14 protein-coding genes are annotated in these 18,026 nt (G+C 55.1%); 8 read left to right on the plus strand and 6 right to left on the minus strand.

Annotated features, from left to right (window positions below):
- Positions 1 to 315: 315 nt before the first annotated feature.
- Positions 316 to 1,962, plus strand: coding sequence for an AAA family ATPase (locus G5229_RS05390; protein WP_421208739.1), 1,647 nt, complete (start codon positions 316 to 318; stop codon positions 1,960 to 1,962).
- On the plus strand, positions 1,959 to 3,128 hold the full coding sequence (locus G5229_RS05395; protein ID WP_421208740.1) for a hypothetical protein: 1,170 nt from the start codon (positions 1,959 to 1,961) through the stop codon (positions 3,126 to 3,128). The genes G5229_RS05390 and G5229_RS05395 overlap by 4 nt, the downstream gene beginning before the upstream one ends.
- Before the next feature lie 166 nt (positions 3,129 to 3,294).
- Here G5229_RS05395 and G5229_RS05400 read toward each other — a convergent pair whose 3' ends face one another.
- Together G5229_RS05400 and cysS are read right to left on the minus strand one after the other, a co-directional pair.
- Positions 3,295 to 3,936 carry a hypothetical protein gene (locus G5229_RS05400; protein ID WP_043849439.1) on the minus strand — a complete coding sequence of 214 codons (642 nt, stop codon included), beginning with the start codon at positions 3,934 to 3,936 and terminating at the stop codon, positions 3,295 to 3,297.
- A 118-nt stretch (positions 3,937 to 4,054) separates the two neighbouring features.
- Complete coding sequence (gene cysS, locus G5229_RS05405; protein ID WP_421208741.1) at positions 4,055 to 5,431, minus strand: cysteine--tRNA ligase; 1,377 nt, start codon at positions 5,429 to 5,431, stop codon at positions 4,055 to 4,057.
- Positions 5,432 to 5,643: 212 nt separating this feature from the next.
- Here cysS and G5229_RS05410 point away from each other — a divergent pair, with 212 nt between their 5' ends.
- From G5229_RS05410 to G5229_RS05425, 4 genes are all read left to right on the plus strand, one after another.
- A complete protein-coding gene (locus tag G5229_RS05410) occupies positions 5,644 to 6,141 on the plus strand; it encodes a peptidylprolyl isomerase (RefSeq protein WP_005337417.1) in 498 nt (165 codons plus the stop codon).
- The gene (locus G5229_RS05415) at positions 6,131 to 6,928 is read left to right on the plus strand and encodes a DUF4269 domain-containing protein (RefSeq protein ID WP_421208742.1); all 798 of its coding nucleotides are present in this window, start codon (positions 6,131 to 6,133) and stop codon (positions 6,926 to 6,928) included. Before G5229_RS05410 ends, G5229_RS05415 begins: the two co-directional genes overlap by 11 nt.
- The gene (gene lpxH / locus G5229_RS05420; RefSeq protein ID WP_421208743.1) at positions 6,925 to 7,680 is read left to right on the plus strand and encodes a UDP-2,3-diacylglucosamine diphosphatase; all 756 of its coding nucleotides are present in this window, start codon (positions 6,925 to 6,927) and stop codon (positions 7,678 to 7,680) included. The genes G5229_RS05415 and lpxH overlap by 4 nt, the downstream gene beginning before the upstream one ends.
- Positions 7,681 to 7,977: 297 nt before the next feature.
- Entirely contained in the window at positions 7,978 to 11,412 is a 3,435-nt protein-coding gene (locus G5229_RS05425; protein WP_421208744.1) for an ImpA family metalloprotease, read from the plus strand.
- 177 nt (positions 11,413 to 11,589) lie between these two features.
- Here the strand turns inward: G5229_RS05425 and nrfD are convergent, their stop codons facing one another.
- The 4 genes from nrfD to pdsA all read right to left on the minus strand — a co-directional run bounded on the left by nrfD (position 11,590) and on the right by pdsA (position 14,663).
- Positions 11,590 to 12,543: a cytochrome c nitrite reductase subunit NrfD gene (nrfD, locus tag G5229_RS05430; RefSeq protein ID WP_323912213.1), complete on the minus strand. Its 954-nt coding sequence runs from the start codon at positions 12,541 to 12,543 to the stop codon at positions 11,590 to 11,592.
- A gap of 69 nt (positions 12,544 to 12,612) precedes the next feature.
- A complete protein-coding gene (netC, locus tag G5229_RS05435; RefSeq protein WP_421208745.1) occupies positions 12,613 to 13,281 on the minus strand; it encodes an Nrf-like electron transfer protein NetC in 669 nt (222 codons plus the stop codon).
- Complete coding sequence (gene nrfB, locus G5229_RS05440) at positions 13,278 to 13,898, minus strand: cytochrome c nitrite reductase pentaheme subunit (RefSeq protein ID WP_005346804.1); 621 nt, start codon at positions 13,896 to 13,898, stop codon at positions 13,278 to 13,280. Before nrfB ends, netC begins: the two co-directional genes overlap by 4 nt.
- Positions 13,899 to 14,051: 153 nt before the next feature.
- A complete protein-coding gene (pdsA, locus tag G5229_RS05445; protein WP_216953317.1) occupies positions 14,052 to 14,663 on the minus strand; it encodes a periplasmic diheme shuttle PdsA in 612 nt (203 codons plus the stop codon).
- Between the two features lie 246 nt (positions 14,664 to 14,909).
- On the opposite strand from pdsA, the gene G5229_RS05450 reads away from it, so the two are divergent.
- Entirely contained in the window at positions 14,910 to 16,994 is a 2,085-nt protein-coding gene (locus G5229_RS05450; protein WP_421208746.1) for an OmcA/MtrC family decaheme c-type cytochrome, read from the plus strand.
- A 55-nt stretch (positions 16,995 to 17,049) separates the two neighbouring features.
- Entirely contained in the window at positions 17,050 to 18,024 is a 975-nt protein-coding gene (locus G5229_RS05455; RefSeq protein WP_216978493.1) for a DmsE family decaheme c-type cytochrome, read from the plus strand.
- Positions 18,025 to 18,026 lie beyond the last annotated feature (2 nt).

Raw genomic sequence — 18,026 nt, forward strand, 5'->3', positions numbered from 1 at the left:
GCCTATTCGGGGCACAGATCGGGCGGGTGGTTAGCTCGCAGCCACCCCCTCGCCCACCCCATGGCGAGAGCTAATTGTTGCACCTATGCAACAAGCGCCATCGACATAGTTGCATAGGTGAAAAAATAATGGCGGGTATAACGGCAAGCGGTGCCCATCCCTATCGGGAAACGGTTTTATATTGAAGGCCCGATAGTGAGTACTTCACCGTAATAACACCTTATTTCTCGAACGTCCGATTACGCTTAGCTAATCGAACCCACGGCCCTAATAAAACCACTCTATGTCGAAAGAACCATTATCAAGGAATATAAATTGAAGTTAATACACATATATGTAGAATCATATAAACACCTAAAGAATATTAATATTAGATTACATGGTGGATTCAAATGCGAGCATGTGGGCGGCGTTCTATCAATAGCAAGTTCACCAACCATAGATACCTATTATAAAGGTTCATCATTTCAAGCCATCATAGGCAAAAATGGTGTAGGAAAAACAAGTATTTTGGATTTAATTTCTTCTGACGGAACAGATCCAAATCAGCAACTATTCATGGTCTGGTATAACGATAAAAATGAATATGAGATCCATACTAGATACTATGCACCCAAAGATGTAAATGCCGATAAAAAATATAAAATTTTACATGAATATTTAGATGGCAATGTGCGCATTGCGAAAATAAATAACATTTCCGAGCCATTTTCATCATTAAATAAAAACATGGGCACTGTATCAACGCTTACTCCATCTATTTATAAAAGCACAAAAGCCAATAGACGTTATCAAAATAAAATATTGTCTAACTTTTTCTCATCATCTAGATATTATCAAAATGAATTAAGACCAAAATATAAAATCACACTATACAAACTGGACAGCCAAAAACTATCAAAAATCTTTTATAATATTGAAAGAGATAAGGCAACACACAAAATATTAAATGAATTACTCTTGAAGAAAAATTTAAACATTCATGACATAAAGAACACATTTATATCTTATGAGAATGATAATGGTATTTCAGTTAGAAATAACTTTATTCTAAGCATCAGCTCACAAATTGCAAAAAATAATCCCCAGTTAATTAATGGCAGTCAAGTTCAAATTGCAGCGATACTTCTAGCACATATATTCTCAACTCATGGCATTAGTTTAACAAGCATTGACCTATGGGAGAGAGAGTACATTGATAACATAGATAAATGGAGTGATGATGTCGGTAGATCAAATTCATTTCGACCAGAAAAAGAAAATACATATTTGACGCTAAAAAATAATATCACAGCAATAGATAATATTATTGTAAACCTGAGCAACTATGATAATAAAAATTATCATAACATTGATGAGTTTCCAGACAGAACGACTTTTATACACTCCGAGCCAAACCAGATTCAATATATAATGGAAGGTCTGGAACGTTCTAAATATCACTTGAATGATGCCTTTGAATACGGTTGGGATGGTTTGAGCTCTGGAGAACTTGCAAAAGCACTGCTGCTTGCAAATATATTCAGATATATTCAAAAGACTAAGGGTGTGACTAACCATATAATTTTAATGGACGAGATTGACATCTATCTACATCCAGAATGGCAACGAAAAATAATAAGTGAGATAATATCATTAATATCTACAGAGTCAGTTGCAGAGAAGTTTCAATTTATTATTACCAGCCACTCCCCCATAGTAATCAGTGATTTACTTCCAGAAAACATTGTTAGTTTGAGCAAGCGAGATAATGGTGTTGTTTTCATTAGTGACTCACCTGGCTATGCAACACAGATCACAGATCTATATCTTCAAGGTCTGCATATTTCGTCTACTTATGGTGAAATAACGAATGACACACTAACTAGATTACTTAACAAAAACACACGAACTCAAGATGACATAGACATTATATCTAGAATATCGAGCAACAACATTAGAAGTCTTTTGGAGCGGATATGATACATATTAATGCCAATCTAAACCGTAATCTCATAAATGAGATCGAGCAACATGTTAGACTTAATGTTATCCCTCATGTCAGAGCATTTTCCGAACAGATACCAGAAAATCATAGGAATATATTTAACGAGTTATTTAGCAATGACAACATCATGTCTTTAATTAATGCATCTCCAACTGAATTAGAGAATATTGCAGATCACGTTTATACGACACTGCCGCAGCTTGCAGAACGATACCACCCTTATAGATACTACTCGCAAATAAATGAAAATCTAACTGGCATAGAAGATATTGACGTCAGAGGAAATGAAGAACTTATTATTTTAAAAGCTACTCGGGTTCTTGGCGAAATTACTAATCTTAATCAAGGCAATCAAGAAAACCCATTCAGCTATGTCAAAGATAACTTATCAGCAAATGCTCTTGGGAAAAAACTCACTGCTCTTAAAAGGGTACAAAACTTTAAGAGGTCACGATATAAAATAACTAAAAAATATATAGAAAATTTGTCACCATGGCTTCAATCCCCATTTAGTATGTTTGACTATGACACTTTCAGAGGTATATTTAACGAGAGAATTATTGAATCTTACAATCTAACACCATGTCCATTCTGTGCATATGATTCTGTTGAAATTGTTAGAACTGCAAGAAAAACTTATATTCCAGCACTGGATCATTTCCTACCAAAATCAAAATATCCATTTCTAGCATTATCAATTAATAACTTACTTCCATCATGCTATCGCTGCAACTCTTCTTTCAAAAAAGAATCTGATATGCTTGAACACTTCCACCCTAAGAGAGATTCAGTGGAGCAAATAGATATATTTCAATTCAGTGTATTACCTGACACTCCATTCAACTCACCAGAATCGTCAAGAATAACTGTAGGTATTAATAATAATTGCCCTAAGTTATTGAAGAATTCAGTTATTTTTGAACTTGAAGGAGTTTACAATCTAAAAAATATTAAGAAAAAATTCTTGGATATGAGGGAACGTATTGAACTATATAAAAGTATGGGTGGTACACACATTGATGATATTTTAAGTAACCCAGAAAGAATCCGCTTACTATTAAATGTTGATTTAAATGCTAGCCCTCAAGATATTCCATTGCAAAAATTTAAAATTGAAGCTCTAAAAAGCTTGCGTCCTTAATCTAACAAGCCATGCGAATACGACTTTTTTAGTATCTCTATTTCCCCAGGGGCGAGGGGATCAGACCGAAGGATGCCGAGGCTTCGGCAAACCCAAAAAAAACCGCAGCCTTGAGCTGCGGTTTTTATTTACATTCCCCAAACACGCTTCTATTCCAACCAAAACCCTATTTCCCCAACCCCTTGCACTGCTCTCCCCCTGCGGCGGGATAGGCGGTGAGCGTCTCATAGAGAGCGGCGCGCAGGCTGCCGGATTGGCAGAAATCGCAGCTGCCGCCAGCGTCGATATCGGTGATGCGGGCGCCCTGCGGCCCATCCAGTACCAGATAGGTGCTGACAAAACGGTAGGTGCCGCTGGGGGCGTCGAGCGGGGTGCCCGGCTCGCCAAAGGTGAAGCGCACCTTGACCTCGCTGCGATCCCGGCTGCCGGCGATGGCGCGCGAGGAGAGGATCTCCGAGCCCAGCAGGTTATCCCAGGCGTTGGGCAGGAAGGGGTTACCCTCGACAAAGGGGGGCTTCTCGTCGGGGGCCTCGCGAGTGGCTATTTCGCGCGCCTTTGAGGCGGCATTGAGCAGGCAGAGCAGCTCGGGGGAGACGATAGTGGGCAGCGCGCCGCCAAGATCGCTCTGATAGAGGCCACTCGGTTTGACTTGGCGCTCCCAGTCGAGAAACTGGGCCACCTTGGCCTTGGCGCGGGCACTGGCGGCCGGATCGAGTTTGCCGCTGGTGGTGGTGCCCGCATGGGCCGGGGCGATCAGGGCCGCCGCAGAGAGGGCCAGTGCCAGCACGGGCCAGCTGGATATCTTCATGGTGCCATCTTCCTTATGTTTGCTTGCATGGGCCGCGCCCTGAACAAAGCGCCGGGCCCTGAAAAAAAGAGCGCAGCCCAAGGGCTGCGCTCTGCGTCAGGTCGTCAACCGGCAGCCCTTAGGCACGGCGCCAGCTGGTCTTGCCGGCGCTGTCTTCCAGCACGATGCCCATCTCGGTGAGACGGTTGCGGGCGGCATCGGCAGCCGCCCAGTTCTTGTCGGCACGGGCCTGATTGCGCTCGGCGATCAGGCGCTCGATCTCGGCAACCTCTTCATCCGCTTCGTCACCCTTCAAGAAAGCCTCGGGGTCTTGCTGCAGGATGCCGAGCACGGCGCCCAGCTCGCGCAGACGGGCACCGAGGCCAGCGGCAACAGTGATGTCTTCCGCTTTCTGGCGGTTGATCTCGCGCACCAGATCGAACAGGGCGGAGTAGGCTTCCGGGGTGTTGAAGTCGTCGTCCATCGCTTCCTTGAAGCGCGCCACCTGCTCGTCACCACCGGCAGCGGCGGCCACCGGCAGATCGCGCAGGGCGGTGTACATCCGCTCCAGCGCGGCGCGGGCTTGCTTCAGGTTATCTTCCGAGTAGTTGAGCTGGCTGCGGTAGTGGCCAGACATCAGGAAGTAACGGACGGTTTCGGCGTCGTAGTGGGCCAGTACGTCGCGGATGGTGAAGAAGTTGCCAAGGGATTTGGACATCTTCTCTTTATCCACCATCACCATGCCGCTGTGCATCCAGGTGTTGACGTAATCGCCACCGTGGGCGCAGCAGGACTGGGCGATCTCGTTCTCGTGGTGCGGGAACTGCAGATCGGAGCCACCGCCGTGGATGTCGAAGTGGTTGCCAAGGTGCTTGGAGTTCATGGCGGAGCACTCGATGTGCCAGCCAGGACGGCCCGGGCCCCAGGGGCTTTCCCAGGTCGGTTCGCCCGGCTTGGACATCTTCCACAGCACGAAGTCCAAGGGGTTGCGCTTGGCATCGACCACGTCAACGCGGGCACCGGCTTGCAGCTGCTCCAGATCCTGACCGGAGAGCTTGCCGTAGTTGGCGTAGGAGTCGACGATAAACATCACATCGCCGTTATCCGCCACGTAGGCGTGCTCTTTTTCCAGCAGGGATTGCACCAGCTCGATGATCTCTTCGATGTGCTGGGTGGCGCGCGGTTCGATATCCGGGCGCACCATGCCGAGGGCGTCGAAGTCGGCGTGCATGTCGCCGATCAGACGCTCGGTCAGCTCGTCGCAGGTGACGCGGGTTTCAGCGGCACGCTTGATGATCTTGTCATCCACGTCGGTGATGTTGCGCACGTAGGTGAGGTCATAACCGGCGTAACGCAGGTAGCGAGCGACCACATCAAAGGCGACGAAGGTGCGGCCGTGGCCGATATGACAGTGATCGTAGATGGTGACACCACACACATACATGCCCACCTTGCCCGGGTGGATAGGTTTGAATTCTTCTTTTTGACGAGTGAGTGTGTTGTATATCTTCAGCATCTTCTAACCACTGCCTGTGAGTAAAATGGTTGGTCATAATACCCCGTTCAGGGGCAGAAAACGAGGCAGAAAACGTGGCCAATCCCGCCTGCCAGCACGGTTACGGCGCCAGAGAGACTATGCCGCCAGCCCCTGATGGGCTAGAATTGCCACCACTTTATGCCATACACCTGCGGGCACTTCGTCGTCCGCATCAAATGAAAGGACATATCATGGTCACTCTGCACACCAATCACGGCGACATCACCCTCACCCTGAACGCTGAAAAAGCCCCGGAAACCGTGGCCAACTTCCTGCAATACTGCCGTGACGGTCACTACGACAACACCATTTTCCACCGCGTCATCGACGGCTTCATGATCCAGGGCGGCGGCTATGCCCCGGGCTTTGAAGAGAAAGACACTCGCGCTCCCATCAAGAACGAAGCGGCCAACGGTCTCTCCAACAAGATCGGCACCATCGCCATGGCCCGCACCATGGAGCCGCACTCTGCCAGCGCCCAGTTCTTCATCAACGTGAACAACAACGACTTCCTCGACTTCAAATCCGCTACCACCCAGGGTTTCGGCTACTGCGTATTCGGTGAAGTGACTGCCGGTATGGACGTGGTCAACAAGATCAAGGGCGTCAAGACCGGTAACTACGGCCGCATCCACCAAGACGTGCCGGTAGAAGACGTGGTGATCACCAAGGTGACCCTTGCTGACTGATCTCTGCCGACTCGGCACTGACAAAACTGCGGCCCCGGCCGCAGTTTTTCCATCTGCCTCCTCCACTGCCAGCCCAAACTGGCGCCGCCTCGACTATCTGGCCCACGGAAACCCGCGCCAGCGCTCGGCCCATGTCCTGCTCACCGCCGGTGTGTGGGATGAGCTGGCAGCGCAGTGCGCCGATCTGGCGCTGGTGAGCACGCTGGCCATCGGCCTCGATCGGCCCGGCAGCGATCTCGATATTCTCTGCCAGCATGCTGATCCCGCCGAGTTTGCCGCTACTTTTGCAGAGCAAGGCTGGCAGGCGAGCGACAAAGGCGACAATGTCTGGCTGCTGGAGCGCACCTTTTCCTGCCTCGAGCAGAAGAGTATCGATAGCGATTGCTACAAGAGCGATGCCTGCTGGCTACTGGAGCTCTATGTCACCCCAGCTCCCATCGAGATGCAGAACGGCTGGCGCCACCTCACCTTGATGGCGGCCCTGCTAGAGCGTTTTGGTGATGCCTTCTACCGTGACGTGCTACGTCTGCGCCTTGAAGAGGGGCTAAAAGGGGAGGCGGCCATGTGCCGGTTGCTGGGGCTGGAGGGCGCTCCTTATGAAGCGCTGCTGACGCTGGAGGGATGCAATCTGGCCGAGCTGTCATGGCAGCCGCCATCCCGTGACGATATCCATACCTCAACTAGCGCGATGGCGCCCGCAGCACACGATCCGTCCCCTGTTGTGTCTACTATCTCTGCCACCCCTGTTTGCCCTGTTTCGACCGAGAGCCCGATCCCCACATCATGAGCACCCTCTTTATCAGTGACATTCACCTCTCTGCCCAGCGGCCCGATATGACCGCGGCACTGGTGCGCTTTCTCGAGCACGACGCCCCCGGCGCCGATGCCCTCTATGTGCTGGGGGATCTCTTCGAATTCTGGATTGGCGATGATGACCCCAATCCGCTCCATCAACAGATGGCCGATGCCTTTTTGGCCCTGAGCCAGCAGAACGTGCCCATCTACTTTATCCACGGCAACCGTGACTTTCTGCTGGGGCAGCAGTTTGCCAAGCGCGCGGGGATGACCCTGCTGGGTGACCCCTGCGTCATCGACCTCTATGGGGAGCGGGTAGTGCTCAGCCACGGCGATCTGCTCTGCACCCTGGATGAGGGGTATCAGAAGTTTCGCCGCATCACCCAGCTGAAATGGCTGCGCTGGCTCTTTTTACGGCTGCCGCTTGCCCGCCGTCAGGCCATCGCCTGCAAGATGCGCGGCCAAAGCCAGATGGAAAATGCCCACAAGAGCCAGATCATCATGGATGTAACGCCCGCGGCGGTGGACGACACCCTGCGCGCCCACGACTGCCGGATGATGATCCACGGCCACACCCACAGACCCGCCATCCACGACTTCATCCTCGATGGCCACCCCGCGCGGCGTATCGTGCTGGGGGACTGGTTCGAGCAAGGCTCGGTGCTGGTCTGTCGCCCCGGCGAGCAGCAGCTGGAGATGCGGGCGCTGGCAACGATCGACCCCGCCGCTCATCCATCCCTCTGACATCCCCCCTGCGAGGGTTGCAGGCAAAACCTGCGGCCCAGCATCCCCTGTTAACCCGGTGAAGCGACTCATTACGGTGAGCTCAGGCTGGTATGGCCTGTGCTGATGGGGGGCTCGCCCCATCCCTATCGGTTCTGCTGCACCAGCAACACCAAATACGGCAAATGCCGGCCAAAAAAACATCCAAGATGCTGAAAATAAAGCAAAATGACCATTCAATCAGCGTTGAAATAAGCAAGGCAGCTCATTAGACTACCGACTCCCCTACCCGTCGTAACACAAGGAACGTATCAGACAATGAAAAAGACGGTTCTCACTCCCTTACTGGCGCTGTTGATCACAGGCTGTGGCGGCGGTGATGGCGAACAGGAAGAGACCCCTATCCGCCCCCCTGTCACCCCCAACTATTTCGAGGCATCCAGCCAGAGCAGCGCGGGCGGACAGTTGAACCCCACCAGCCTGCGGTTGGCGGCGGGTGAACAGGGGAGCTTCTCGGTACAGGCTGACAGCGGTTACCTCCTGACCGGGATAAGCGGATGTGATGGCACCCTGGACGGCCTCACCTATACCACTGGCCCCATGAGCAGCGATTGCCAGATCTCGGCCAGCTTCACGCAGGAGAGTGCCGCCGTCTATTTCAACGCCACCACCCAAGCTTCTCAGGGGGGCGCACTCAGCCCCGACGCCCTGCGTCTGAACGCCGGTGAACAGGGCCGTTTCACCGTGCAGCCCGAGAGTGGCTTCGTGCTGGCGCAGATCGCAGGATGTGAGGGCACACTGACGGGCAACACCTATACCACAGCACCCATGCGCGCCGATTGTCAGATCTCGGCTCGCTTTATCAGCGATGCCGCCAATGCGATTGCCCGGGAAGATCATACCCTTGCCAGCGAGCAATCCCTGATCGCCCATGCCCGTGCGGCGATTGCCGACAGTGAGACGCACCGCACTGAGCTGGTTCGCAGCCTCTATCACGGAATGGCAAAGATCAGCTGGAACCCGAGCCACGACTCCATCACCTTTTCCAGCTTCCAACCGGAGAGCACGGTGACCCTGCTCCCCTCCAACATCAATGGCAAGGGGGAGAGCGAGATCCGGGGGCTGGTGATGGTCTCAGAGCAAGCCGATTACCGTCAGGCAGCCATGGGGGCGAACCTGTTTTCCGTTGACCGCACAGCGCAGAGCGAGGCGCTGCTCAAGGGGCTGATTGGCTGGCTGACCCGGGGCAAGGATAGCGATGGCCTGCGCATCCTCACCGCCCAGATGCCAAGCCGCACCGATAGCTGGTATTTTCCCCATAACGAAGGCGTGCGGGACTGGCTCAAGGCGATCTATCCCGACAAGCACAGCATCAACCCGGCCAATACCTGCGATTATCAGGCGTTGAGTGACTGCATCGATACCATGGCGCCGGAGCTTATCGTGATCAGCGATATCGACCGCCAGGGGCTGGGGTATCAGGGGATCGCACAGGGGATTGCCAAGGCCAAAGCGGCCGGGATCCCGCTGCTGCTCTCCAACTATCGGCGCGATGCCAGCCCGCTGCTAAGCCCCCTCTATCTCGATATGGGGCTGGTCACCTGGGGCAACTACTGGTCAAAACTCAGAGCCAGCGATCTGGCAGTGAACACCATCATGGCACCCGACGCCCAGCTGATGGCGGTCGATACCCTGCTTGGCAACCTTCAGGATCGCAACTTCACGACCCAGTGGCTCGATAGCTGCGGCGGCAACTTTATCAATTGCGGTGGCTCGGAGAGCTTCAACCAGCAGTTCAAGCTGGGTGCCGACTGGCTGAGAAATGGTGCCATCACCCTCGACAAGGCCGGGATCAGCCCCTTTGCCCGTGAGGGCGCGACACTGCTGCCCGCCACCCTGCTGCTGGCCGACAAATACCGTGCCGCCATCGACTACCCCATCGCCTGGGATGAGCATCAATCCTGGCAGCAGGCGATGTTTGCCGACTGGCTGGTGAGCTATGCCCGCACTCGTACCCCGGCCCAACCCGATCTGGGGGAGTACGTCACCGATCGCAGCAAGGTAGTGAAGGGACAAGCGACTCACTATGCCTATCCCGCAACGCTCACCGACAGTCGGCGCATTGCGGTTCCCTACAGCGGGCAGTGGACCACCACCGGCTGGTATGCCCTGCCGGGACAAACCATCACCCTGAGACGCACCGATAACGCCGATGTGTCTGCTACCGTCCGACTCAACTACCACAGGCCCAACACCAATCGCGCCTATGAGCAGAAGATCTATCGAGCCCCGCTGGAGCTGACCACCGGACGACTGATCTTGGCCAAGGGGGGCAGCGTCACCTTCACCTCTCCTTATGGCGGCCCTATCTATCTCTATCTGGAAGGGGGGGCAGCATCGCTGGCCGTCCAGGTGAGCGCCACGGGCGTCACCCGTCATCCGGCCATCATGGATTTCGGTGATGAGCAGCAGATCCGCGAGTTCAACGAGCGGCTGGAACAAACCGAGCTGCCCCATATCGATCTGCGGGCCGATGGCGCCGAACAGCATCTGCGCCGGGATCGCTTCACCAAGGCGGTGGGTGGCGTCATCCCCGACACCAATGCCCTGCTCGACAGCATCGCCCGGGATCACATCAATGGTGTCTACACCCTGGCGGGCCTGAAAATTCAGGGCAAGGGGCTCGATGAGTCGCTGCCTGCGGATGTTAAAAACGCCTGCGTGGCACTGTTGGGGGAGGGGTGTCTCGATGAATCGCTCCATACCCGCACCATCATCCAGCATGCCAACTATGACCAGAATGCCCATTGCGGCAGCGGTTGCAGCGGCAACCCGTGGGACTCTTCCGGCAGCATCAGCCCGACCGGCTGGCTCGACAATCACGAGCTGGGCCACAACCTGCAGACCAACCGGTTGAACGTGCAGTACGCTGCGGCAGGCGATGCCGACAACTGGAGTGGCTACGGGAGCCGGGCGGGGGAAAACTCCAACAACATCTTCCCTTATGTGGTGAAGTGGCGCGCCCATTATCTGAGGGATGGCAACACGGCGCCCATCAAGGATGGGCACATGAATCACAAGGATCTCTTCTATGTGTTCATGTCTGATGCGGCGCAGGTAAGGGACAGGAGTGGCAACCGCCTCGTGCTCGGGGCCAACTGCAAGGTGCTCGATACCGGCGAGAGTCGCTACGAAGCCCCCTGGAAGAGCAATGCCTACGCCGTCCACAACGGCTATCGCATGGCGTTTTATATCCAGATGGCATTGCGCGCCCACGGTATGATCCTGACTGATGGCACCCGGCTGAACGATGGCTTCACTCTCTTCACCCTGCTCTATCAGCATTCACGGATCTTCGGCGCGGCAGCCGACAGTGAAGTGCAGTGGAATGCCAGCAAGGATAGGCTCGGCTTTAGCCTGTTCCCCTACTCGGGGCATGCGGTCTATGGCGGCAAACGGGTGCGCGACATACCGGGCAATGACTTTATGCTGGTTGCACTCAGTCGGCTCACCGGTTGGGACTGGCGCAATCATTTCGATCTGCTCGGCCTGCGTTACTCAAGCCTCGCGGTCGCTCAGGTGCAGGCCAACCAGCGTTATGGCAGCCTGCCGATGGGGATGTATGTGCTGGAGGATGACCTGCCCCCAGCCAACATGAGCGAAGGCGTCACATTCCTGCCGCTCTCTGAAAGCGACGGATCCACCCTCTGGCCCCGCAACAGTGGCTCGCCAAGCGCCTGCCCAACACCCTGAATCCGGTCATCACGATAACCACAACAAGCGCCCGGCTGGGCGCTTGTTGTTTATCCGGCCTTTGGCCCCATGGTGGATGCCGAGAAGGTTGGGGAGTCTGCGTGGAGAAGAACGAGCCGAAAATGTGTAAGCCTGTGTAAGGACTAAACACATCTCTGGCCCATCCACGCAGCCATGTTACAGCACCGTCATCTGACCGGCATAGAGGATGAAGTAGCGCAGCAGCAAGATCCCCACCAGGCTCAGGCTGCAGACCAGCACCAGGTGGGAGTGCTGGTGCTGGCGAGCTGGCGAGCTGAACAGCCCCAACAGTTGGGGAAGCAGGATGCCTATGCCAATCACGCCAAACCAGAAGACCTGCGACCAGAAGCCGCCGCCTATGGCCGCCCACATCGCTGCCTCCCGCTGGCCGCCACCGAAGTAGAGGCCGGTGAAGAAGCAGACCAGCAAGAAGATCTCGATAGCCACCATGGGACGCTCGAAGCGGTGCACAAAGCTCACCCCCTTGCTATGGCTGCTCTCCTTGAACAGAGTCACCGCCAGCAAGATGGTGGAGGCTACCCCCGAGCTGATACCGGATACCAGAAACAGCGCCGGCAGGATCGGGTTGTTGAGCATGGGGTAGGTCTTGAGCGCCGAGAGCAGGAAGCCGGTATAGGCCCCCAGCAGTACGGCCAGCAACAACAACAGGGGAGTAAGCAGTCGCTCAAGCTGTGCCACCTTGCCTATCAGGGTATCGATGAAGGCGAACCTGTCCGCCAGCAGGTGTCGCCGCAACCCCTCGATCTCGGCTCTGAAGACCACCGCCAGCCAGGCAAACAACACCGTCATATAGACCTGAAACAGCATGACCCCCATCGACATCACGGAATCGAACTGATAGTGGAACATCAGCTTCCAGAAAGTCCAGGGTCGCGCCAGGTGGAAGATGAGGATCAGCAGCCCCAGTATCACGCTGAGCGGGGCCAGAATGGCGGTCGCCCTGATGATGCCGTTCTCGCTGCCGGCCCCGCGCTGGCGCAACAGCACCGAGAGGGTGACTGAACCGGCGGAGATCCCCAGCAGAAAGAGGTAGATGGCGATGGGACCATCCCAGACCAGTGAGTCGAAGTGAAATGCGTTATGCCACATGGTACACACCTCCCGTTTCGCTACTCACCATCTGCAGAGGGATACCGCCATGATGCGGGTTATGTGGACTCATGATTTTATCTCCCCTTTTGGTACCCGATACATCTTGGGTGAGGTGCCGAGGAACTGTTTGTAGCGATAGGTGGTCTCGTGCACCAGCCGCTTGGCGATCGGGCTGTGAGGATCATCCAGATTGCCGAACACCAGCGCCTTGGTCGGGCAGGCTTCGACACAGGCGGGTTGCTTGCCGTTGGCCAGATTGGTTTTGCGGCAAAAGTCGCACTTGTCGGCAGTGCGGGTGACCGGGTTGATAAAGCGGACCTGATAAGGACAGGCTGCCAGACAGTAACGGCAACCGACACAGAGATCGGGGTTGATGTCGACGATGCCATCCTCGGCCCGGATATGGGATGCGCCCGTCGGGCAGACATGCACACAGGGGGCGTTATCACAGTGCTGGCAGGACTTGCGGAAAAACCGGTACTCCTGATCCGGATATTCACCCACAGGGCCGGTACGCAGGATCTGCAGGCGGGCTACCCCTTGTGGCACCTGATTGACTTCCCGGCAGGCATCCATGCAGGCGGTACAACCGATGCAGGCGGTCTCATCGTGGATCATGCCGTAGCGTACCCCCCCGATGGTCATGCTGTTGGCCAGGGCGCGGGGCGACCCCGTCATCAGGATCAAGGCGCTGGCACTCATCCCCACCATAAACTCGCGACGGGTCGTGCTCATGCGCCCTCCTTGGCCGCGGCTTGCTGCCTGGCCTCATGCTGCTTGCTGTGGCAGTCGACGCACAGCTTGATGCGGGCCTTCTCGGGGATGCCGACCATGGGCTCTTTGGCCGGGTGCAACTGGTGGCAGCTGGTGCAGGTCACGCGAGTCGCATGCACGTCGTGGGCCCACAGCGCCTTGCGCAGATCATCGGGCTCATGGCAGCTCATGCAGACGCCGTTTTGTTGGCTGAGCGGGAAGGCATCGTCGCCAAAGCGCATCACGTCGACAATGCCGCCACGCTGTTTGCGGTGCTGGGCTGACGGGTTGCCGTGACAGTTGGTACAGGTCACCGCTTCATTGGTATTGGGGTTGGTGACGCTGGCATGCTTGCCATGCATCCCCTCGTTTCCGTCGTGGCACTTGTCACACTTGGCGAAACGGGCGGCCGCTTTTTTCTCGGCTGCGGCTTTCTTCGCGGCTTTGGCCTGGCGTGCGGCCAGTGCATCGGCGGCACTGCTATCGGCCACAGTGCTGACGGCAGCAGACGCTGGTTCGACGGCGGTCGCTGCGAGGGCAAACTCGCTTGCACCCAGACAGATCGTGGCAAGCAAGGCCCACTGCATTATTTTTTTCATACTGGACTCCGGATCAAAGAGGTTCAGCGGCGTTATCCACCCCCTGACAAGAAAAAGAGCGACAAATACCTCCCAAAATGCCAGAAACGGGCAAGAGTCCCCCACCCACGACAGAGTGGGGGCTTGATCAATGGATAAACCTGACCGCTTTGGTTATTGCTGGCTGGCGTAGTACTCGGCCAACGCCTGGAGATCGGCATCACTCATGGCAATGATGGCGTTATTCATCTTCTCGTCATTGCTGCGCTTGCCGGCCTTGAACTCTTGCAGGGCCATCAGTATGTAACCTTTTGGCTGACCGGAGAGGATGGAGGCTTCATCGTCGGCAACGGAGCCACCTTCGGAGTGACACTTCTTGCAACCAGACTCTTCATGCAGTTTTTGTCCTGCTTTGGCCAGTGCGGCATCGAACGGCTGCTTCATCGGCTGGTAGGGCAGTTCGGCATAGTAAGCTGCCAATTCGTCGATCTGATCGTCGCTAAGACCCTTAACAATGTCGGTCATGTTTCCCTGTTTGCTGGTGTCACCGGTGACATGATTAACGGTCTTAGCAGGGCGGCCATCTAGGTAGCTTCGCATCTGCTCCGCAAGATTAGATTCTGCTATTCCGGCGATTGTCGGAATATCTGTATGTGAGCTGATCCCCTGATTACCGTGACATGCGTTACATGTTTTGGCCATCTCGTCGACCCCGGCAAAGGCTGGCCCAATTGAACCAATCAACAGAGATAACCCCACCACTTCCCATTTCATGCTTCGCTTCATTTTGCACTCCTCTTGACATAAAAATCGCAAAAGACAGCTTATACCGTTTTTTTATTCGAAAAAGTGGGCTTAGTCCCGCTTTTGAGACTTCTGTCAACGTCGAGAGCCACATAAACCTTATAATTCGGGGGGAAATGGTTTTTGACCAAGGTGGGGCTCAAAAGGCTTCAATGTTGCATGTTTTTGGGACTTTTCTGAGACAGCTCATACATGAAATAAAAAATCCGATAAAAAAGGATAAACAAGATGAAATACTGGAAAGCGCTGGTGGCAGCTGCAATGGTGCTCACCCTCTCGGCCTGTGGTGGCGGGGGGGATGGCAGTGACAAGAGTGAGCCACCCACCCCTCCTCCAGGAACCCCTGGATCTCTGATTATCTCGGCGTCGACACCGGTTCTCACCCCGGATGGTCAGCTCTCGGTACAGTTCAACGTGACGGACAAACAGGGCTCGGGTTACGACCTGGGCGCTACGATCCCCTCATTCACCCTCAACAAGGTGATCCCCGGCCGCGATGCCACACGTGAAGACCCGGCCATCTGGAAGAGTTTTATCTACCGTTCCGGCAAAGCCACCAGTGAAAACAGCGGCAAGCTGGAGTCACTGGGCAATGGGCAATATCGCTACACCTTTGCTATTAACCCCACCACAGTGCCGGATCCCTATCCTGCTGATTCACAGAGCAACAATGGCGTGATTAGTTGGGATGAAACGGCGACTCATCGTGTGGGTATCTTTTTTGGTGGCAGTAACAATGTCCCCGTCACCAACTATGTGCTGGACTGGGTGCCGGCTGGGACGCGCGCCGCTTTGACCCGGGATATCGTGGATCAGAGCAGTTGTAACAGTTGTCACATGAAGCAAGCGATCAAACACGCGGATCGCGCTGACCCCAAACTCTGTGTCACCTGTCACAACGAGAGCAATCCGGCCATTGCTACCCGCCGCTCTCTGACGACCATAGTGCACAAGTACCATGGCAATCTGGATAGTACGGATACCAAGACGGTCAGCCACTTCCCGCAAGACTCGCGCAACTGCGATACCTGTCACAAGGACGCCACGCCAGCCACCCTCAATGCCGGTAACTGGCAACATGCCCAGGAAAAAGCGTGTGGTGCCTGTCATGCCGATTCAACCAGCTCCACAGGTTTTGATGCTCACATCACTGGCAAGATAAACAGTGGCGCAGTCTGCACCCAGTGCCATGGCGCTGATCCGGCCAGCAGCAAGTCCCCCTACATGGTCCACCTGGGTTACATGGCCAACGAGGCGATTGGACGCGACAAGCTGCAGTTCACGTTCGATGACGTTCGCTATGCCGCTCCCAATATCGAGATCGAACTGACCGTCACCGTCGACGGTACGCCGGCCGAGAGCGTTAATGACGTGCTGAAATATGTCAAAGATGGCAATCCGGCCATTCTGGTCAATTGGGATCAGGGCCAGGGATTCGAGCTGGCCACCACCAACCCGCAGACTTTCGCCACTGGCAACAAGATCGAGTTCAGCAAGTGTGTCAGCCAGGGCACAGGTCGCTTCCTGTGCAGCAAAGAGACAGGCAACGAGGTCAACGGCACCCTGGCCGCGACCATCGCCGATCTGAGAGTCTGTGTGGCGCGTAAAGCCGATCGCAACGGGGCGTTTGCCGCAGGGGATCTGCTGCCTTGCAGCAGCACTGCCAGCGCACTCTCCCTGATCGCCATCAATCCGGTCAACGCCTACTTCCGTGCCGAAGGGGGCATCGACAGCAGCTATCTGCTCAAGGCCGGTGCGGATCTCGCTTCCTGCAACAGTTGTCACAAGGATCTGGCAGCCCACATGAGCAATCATGCGGCCAAGGATATGAGCCAGTGCACCAGTTGCCACAACGCGACCCGTACCTCGTTCTATGCGGGGGTGCCGGGGGACCTGAAATATCACGTCCACTCCTTCCACGCGCTGGGCGCCAAACATGGGGGAAGTGCTACCTTCCCGGGCGATATCAGCAACTGCGAGTCCTGTCATACCCAGGGGCAATACAACCTGCCCAACCAGCAGAACGCGCGCCCCTCTCTGGTCGCCACCACGGCTGACAACAAACAGCCCAAATACTTCAGCCCGGTGCTGGTGGTCTGCTCCAGCTGCCACCTCAAATCACCGCTGGGGTTGGTCAAGCCGGATAGCCCGGTGGCAGGGGATGAGTGGGCTACCCACATGAAGAATAACGGCGCCGTCTTTGGTGCAGAGACGATCGAAGCCGCAACCGGTGTTGAACAGTGTGCCTCTTGCCATGCCGTCGGGCAGGAGCAGGGTGTCGACAAGGTTCACAAGGTCTACGACTTCCGTTGATGAAATCCTGCGGTCAGGGGGTAACCCCTGGCCCTTCGCCGTTGAAGGAAACAAGATGAAAAAGACCATCACGCAGTGGTTATTGGCTGGCATGCTGGCCCTGAGCTGCCTGTCAGCCTGGGCCAAGAGCGATGCCGCGCAACCCGCTGGCGATGCAGATCCGCGACTCCAGATTGAATCGGCTCTGGACAAGAAATTTGACCAGGGAAAATACTCCCCGAAGGGAGCTGATACCTGCCTCAAGTGCCACGATTCAGATTCACGCAAACCCGCGACCGGCATATTCCACAGTGTGCACGGCAATCTGGGCAACCAGAATGGCCCCATGGCCGACCGGCAGTGTGAAGCTTGTCATGGTCCGGCAGGCAACCACACGCGCAATCCTCGCAAAGGAGAGAAACGGGAGCCGATGATCACCTTTGGTCCCGATTCACCTGTGCCGGTCGAGAAGCAGAACAGTGTCTGTCTCTCCTGTCATACCGATACCAACCGGATGGGCTGGCATGCCAGTGTTCATGCGGTCGAGGATCTCTCCTGTACCAGCTGCCACACATTGCACCAGGCCAAGGATCCGGTGATGGACAGCAAGAAACAGGTCGAGACCTGCACCAGCTGCCATGCCGCAGAGAAATCGGATCTGCACAAGCGCACCAGTCATCCCATCCTGAATGGCGAAATGCCCTGCTCCAGCTGCCACAACCCGCATCAGTCACAAAATGAGGCCAGCCTGAAACAGCCAACCGTCAACGAGAGCTGTTACGAGTGCCATGCCGAGAAGCGGGGCCCCTTCCTGTGGGAGCACGAACCGGTGACCGAGGATTGCTCTCTATGCCACAGCCCCCACGGTTCCATCAATCAGGCGCTGCTCAACAAGCGCGTGCCCCAGTTGTGTCAGGAGTGTCACAGCGCCCCCCATGCCAACGTGTCCATCACCGAGGGGGATCTCAAGGTGCGCGGCGGCAGTTGCCTGAACTGTCATAACCAGATCCACGGGACCAACCATCCGAATGGGCAGTCCCTGCGACGTTGAGG

It is taken from the genome of Aeromonas sp. 602396 (assembly GCF_049173735.1).
Classification (GTDB): Bacteria; Pseudomonadota; Gammaproteobacteria; order Enterobacterales; family Aeromonadaceae; genus Aeromonas; species Aeromonas veronii_A.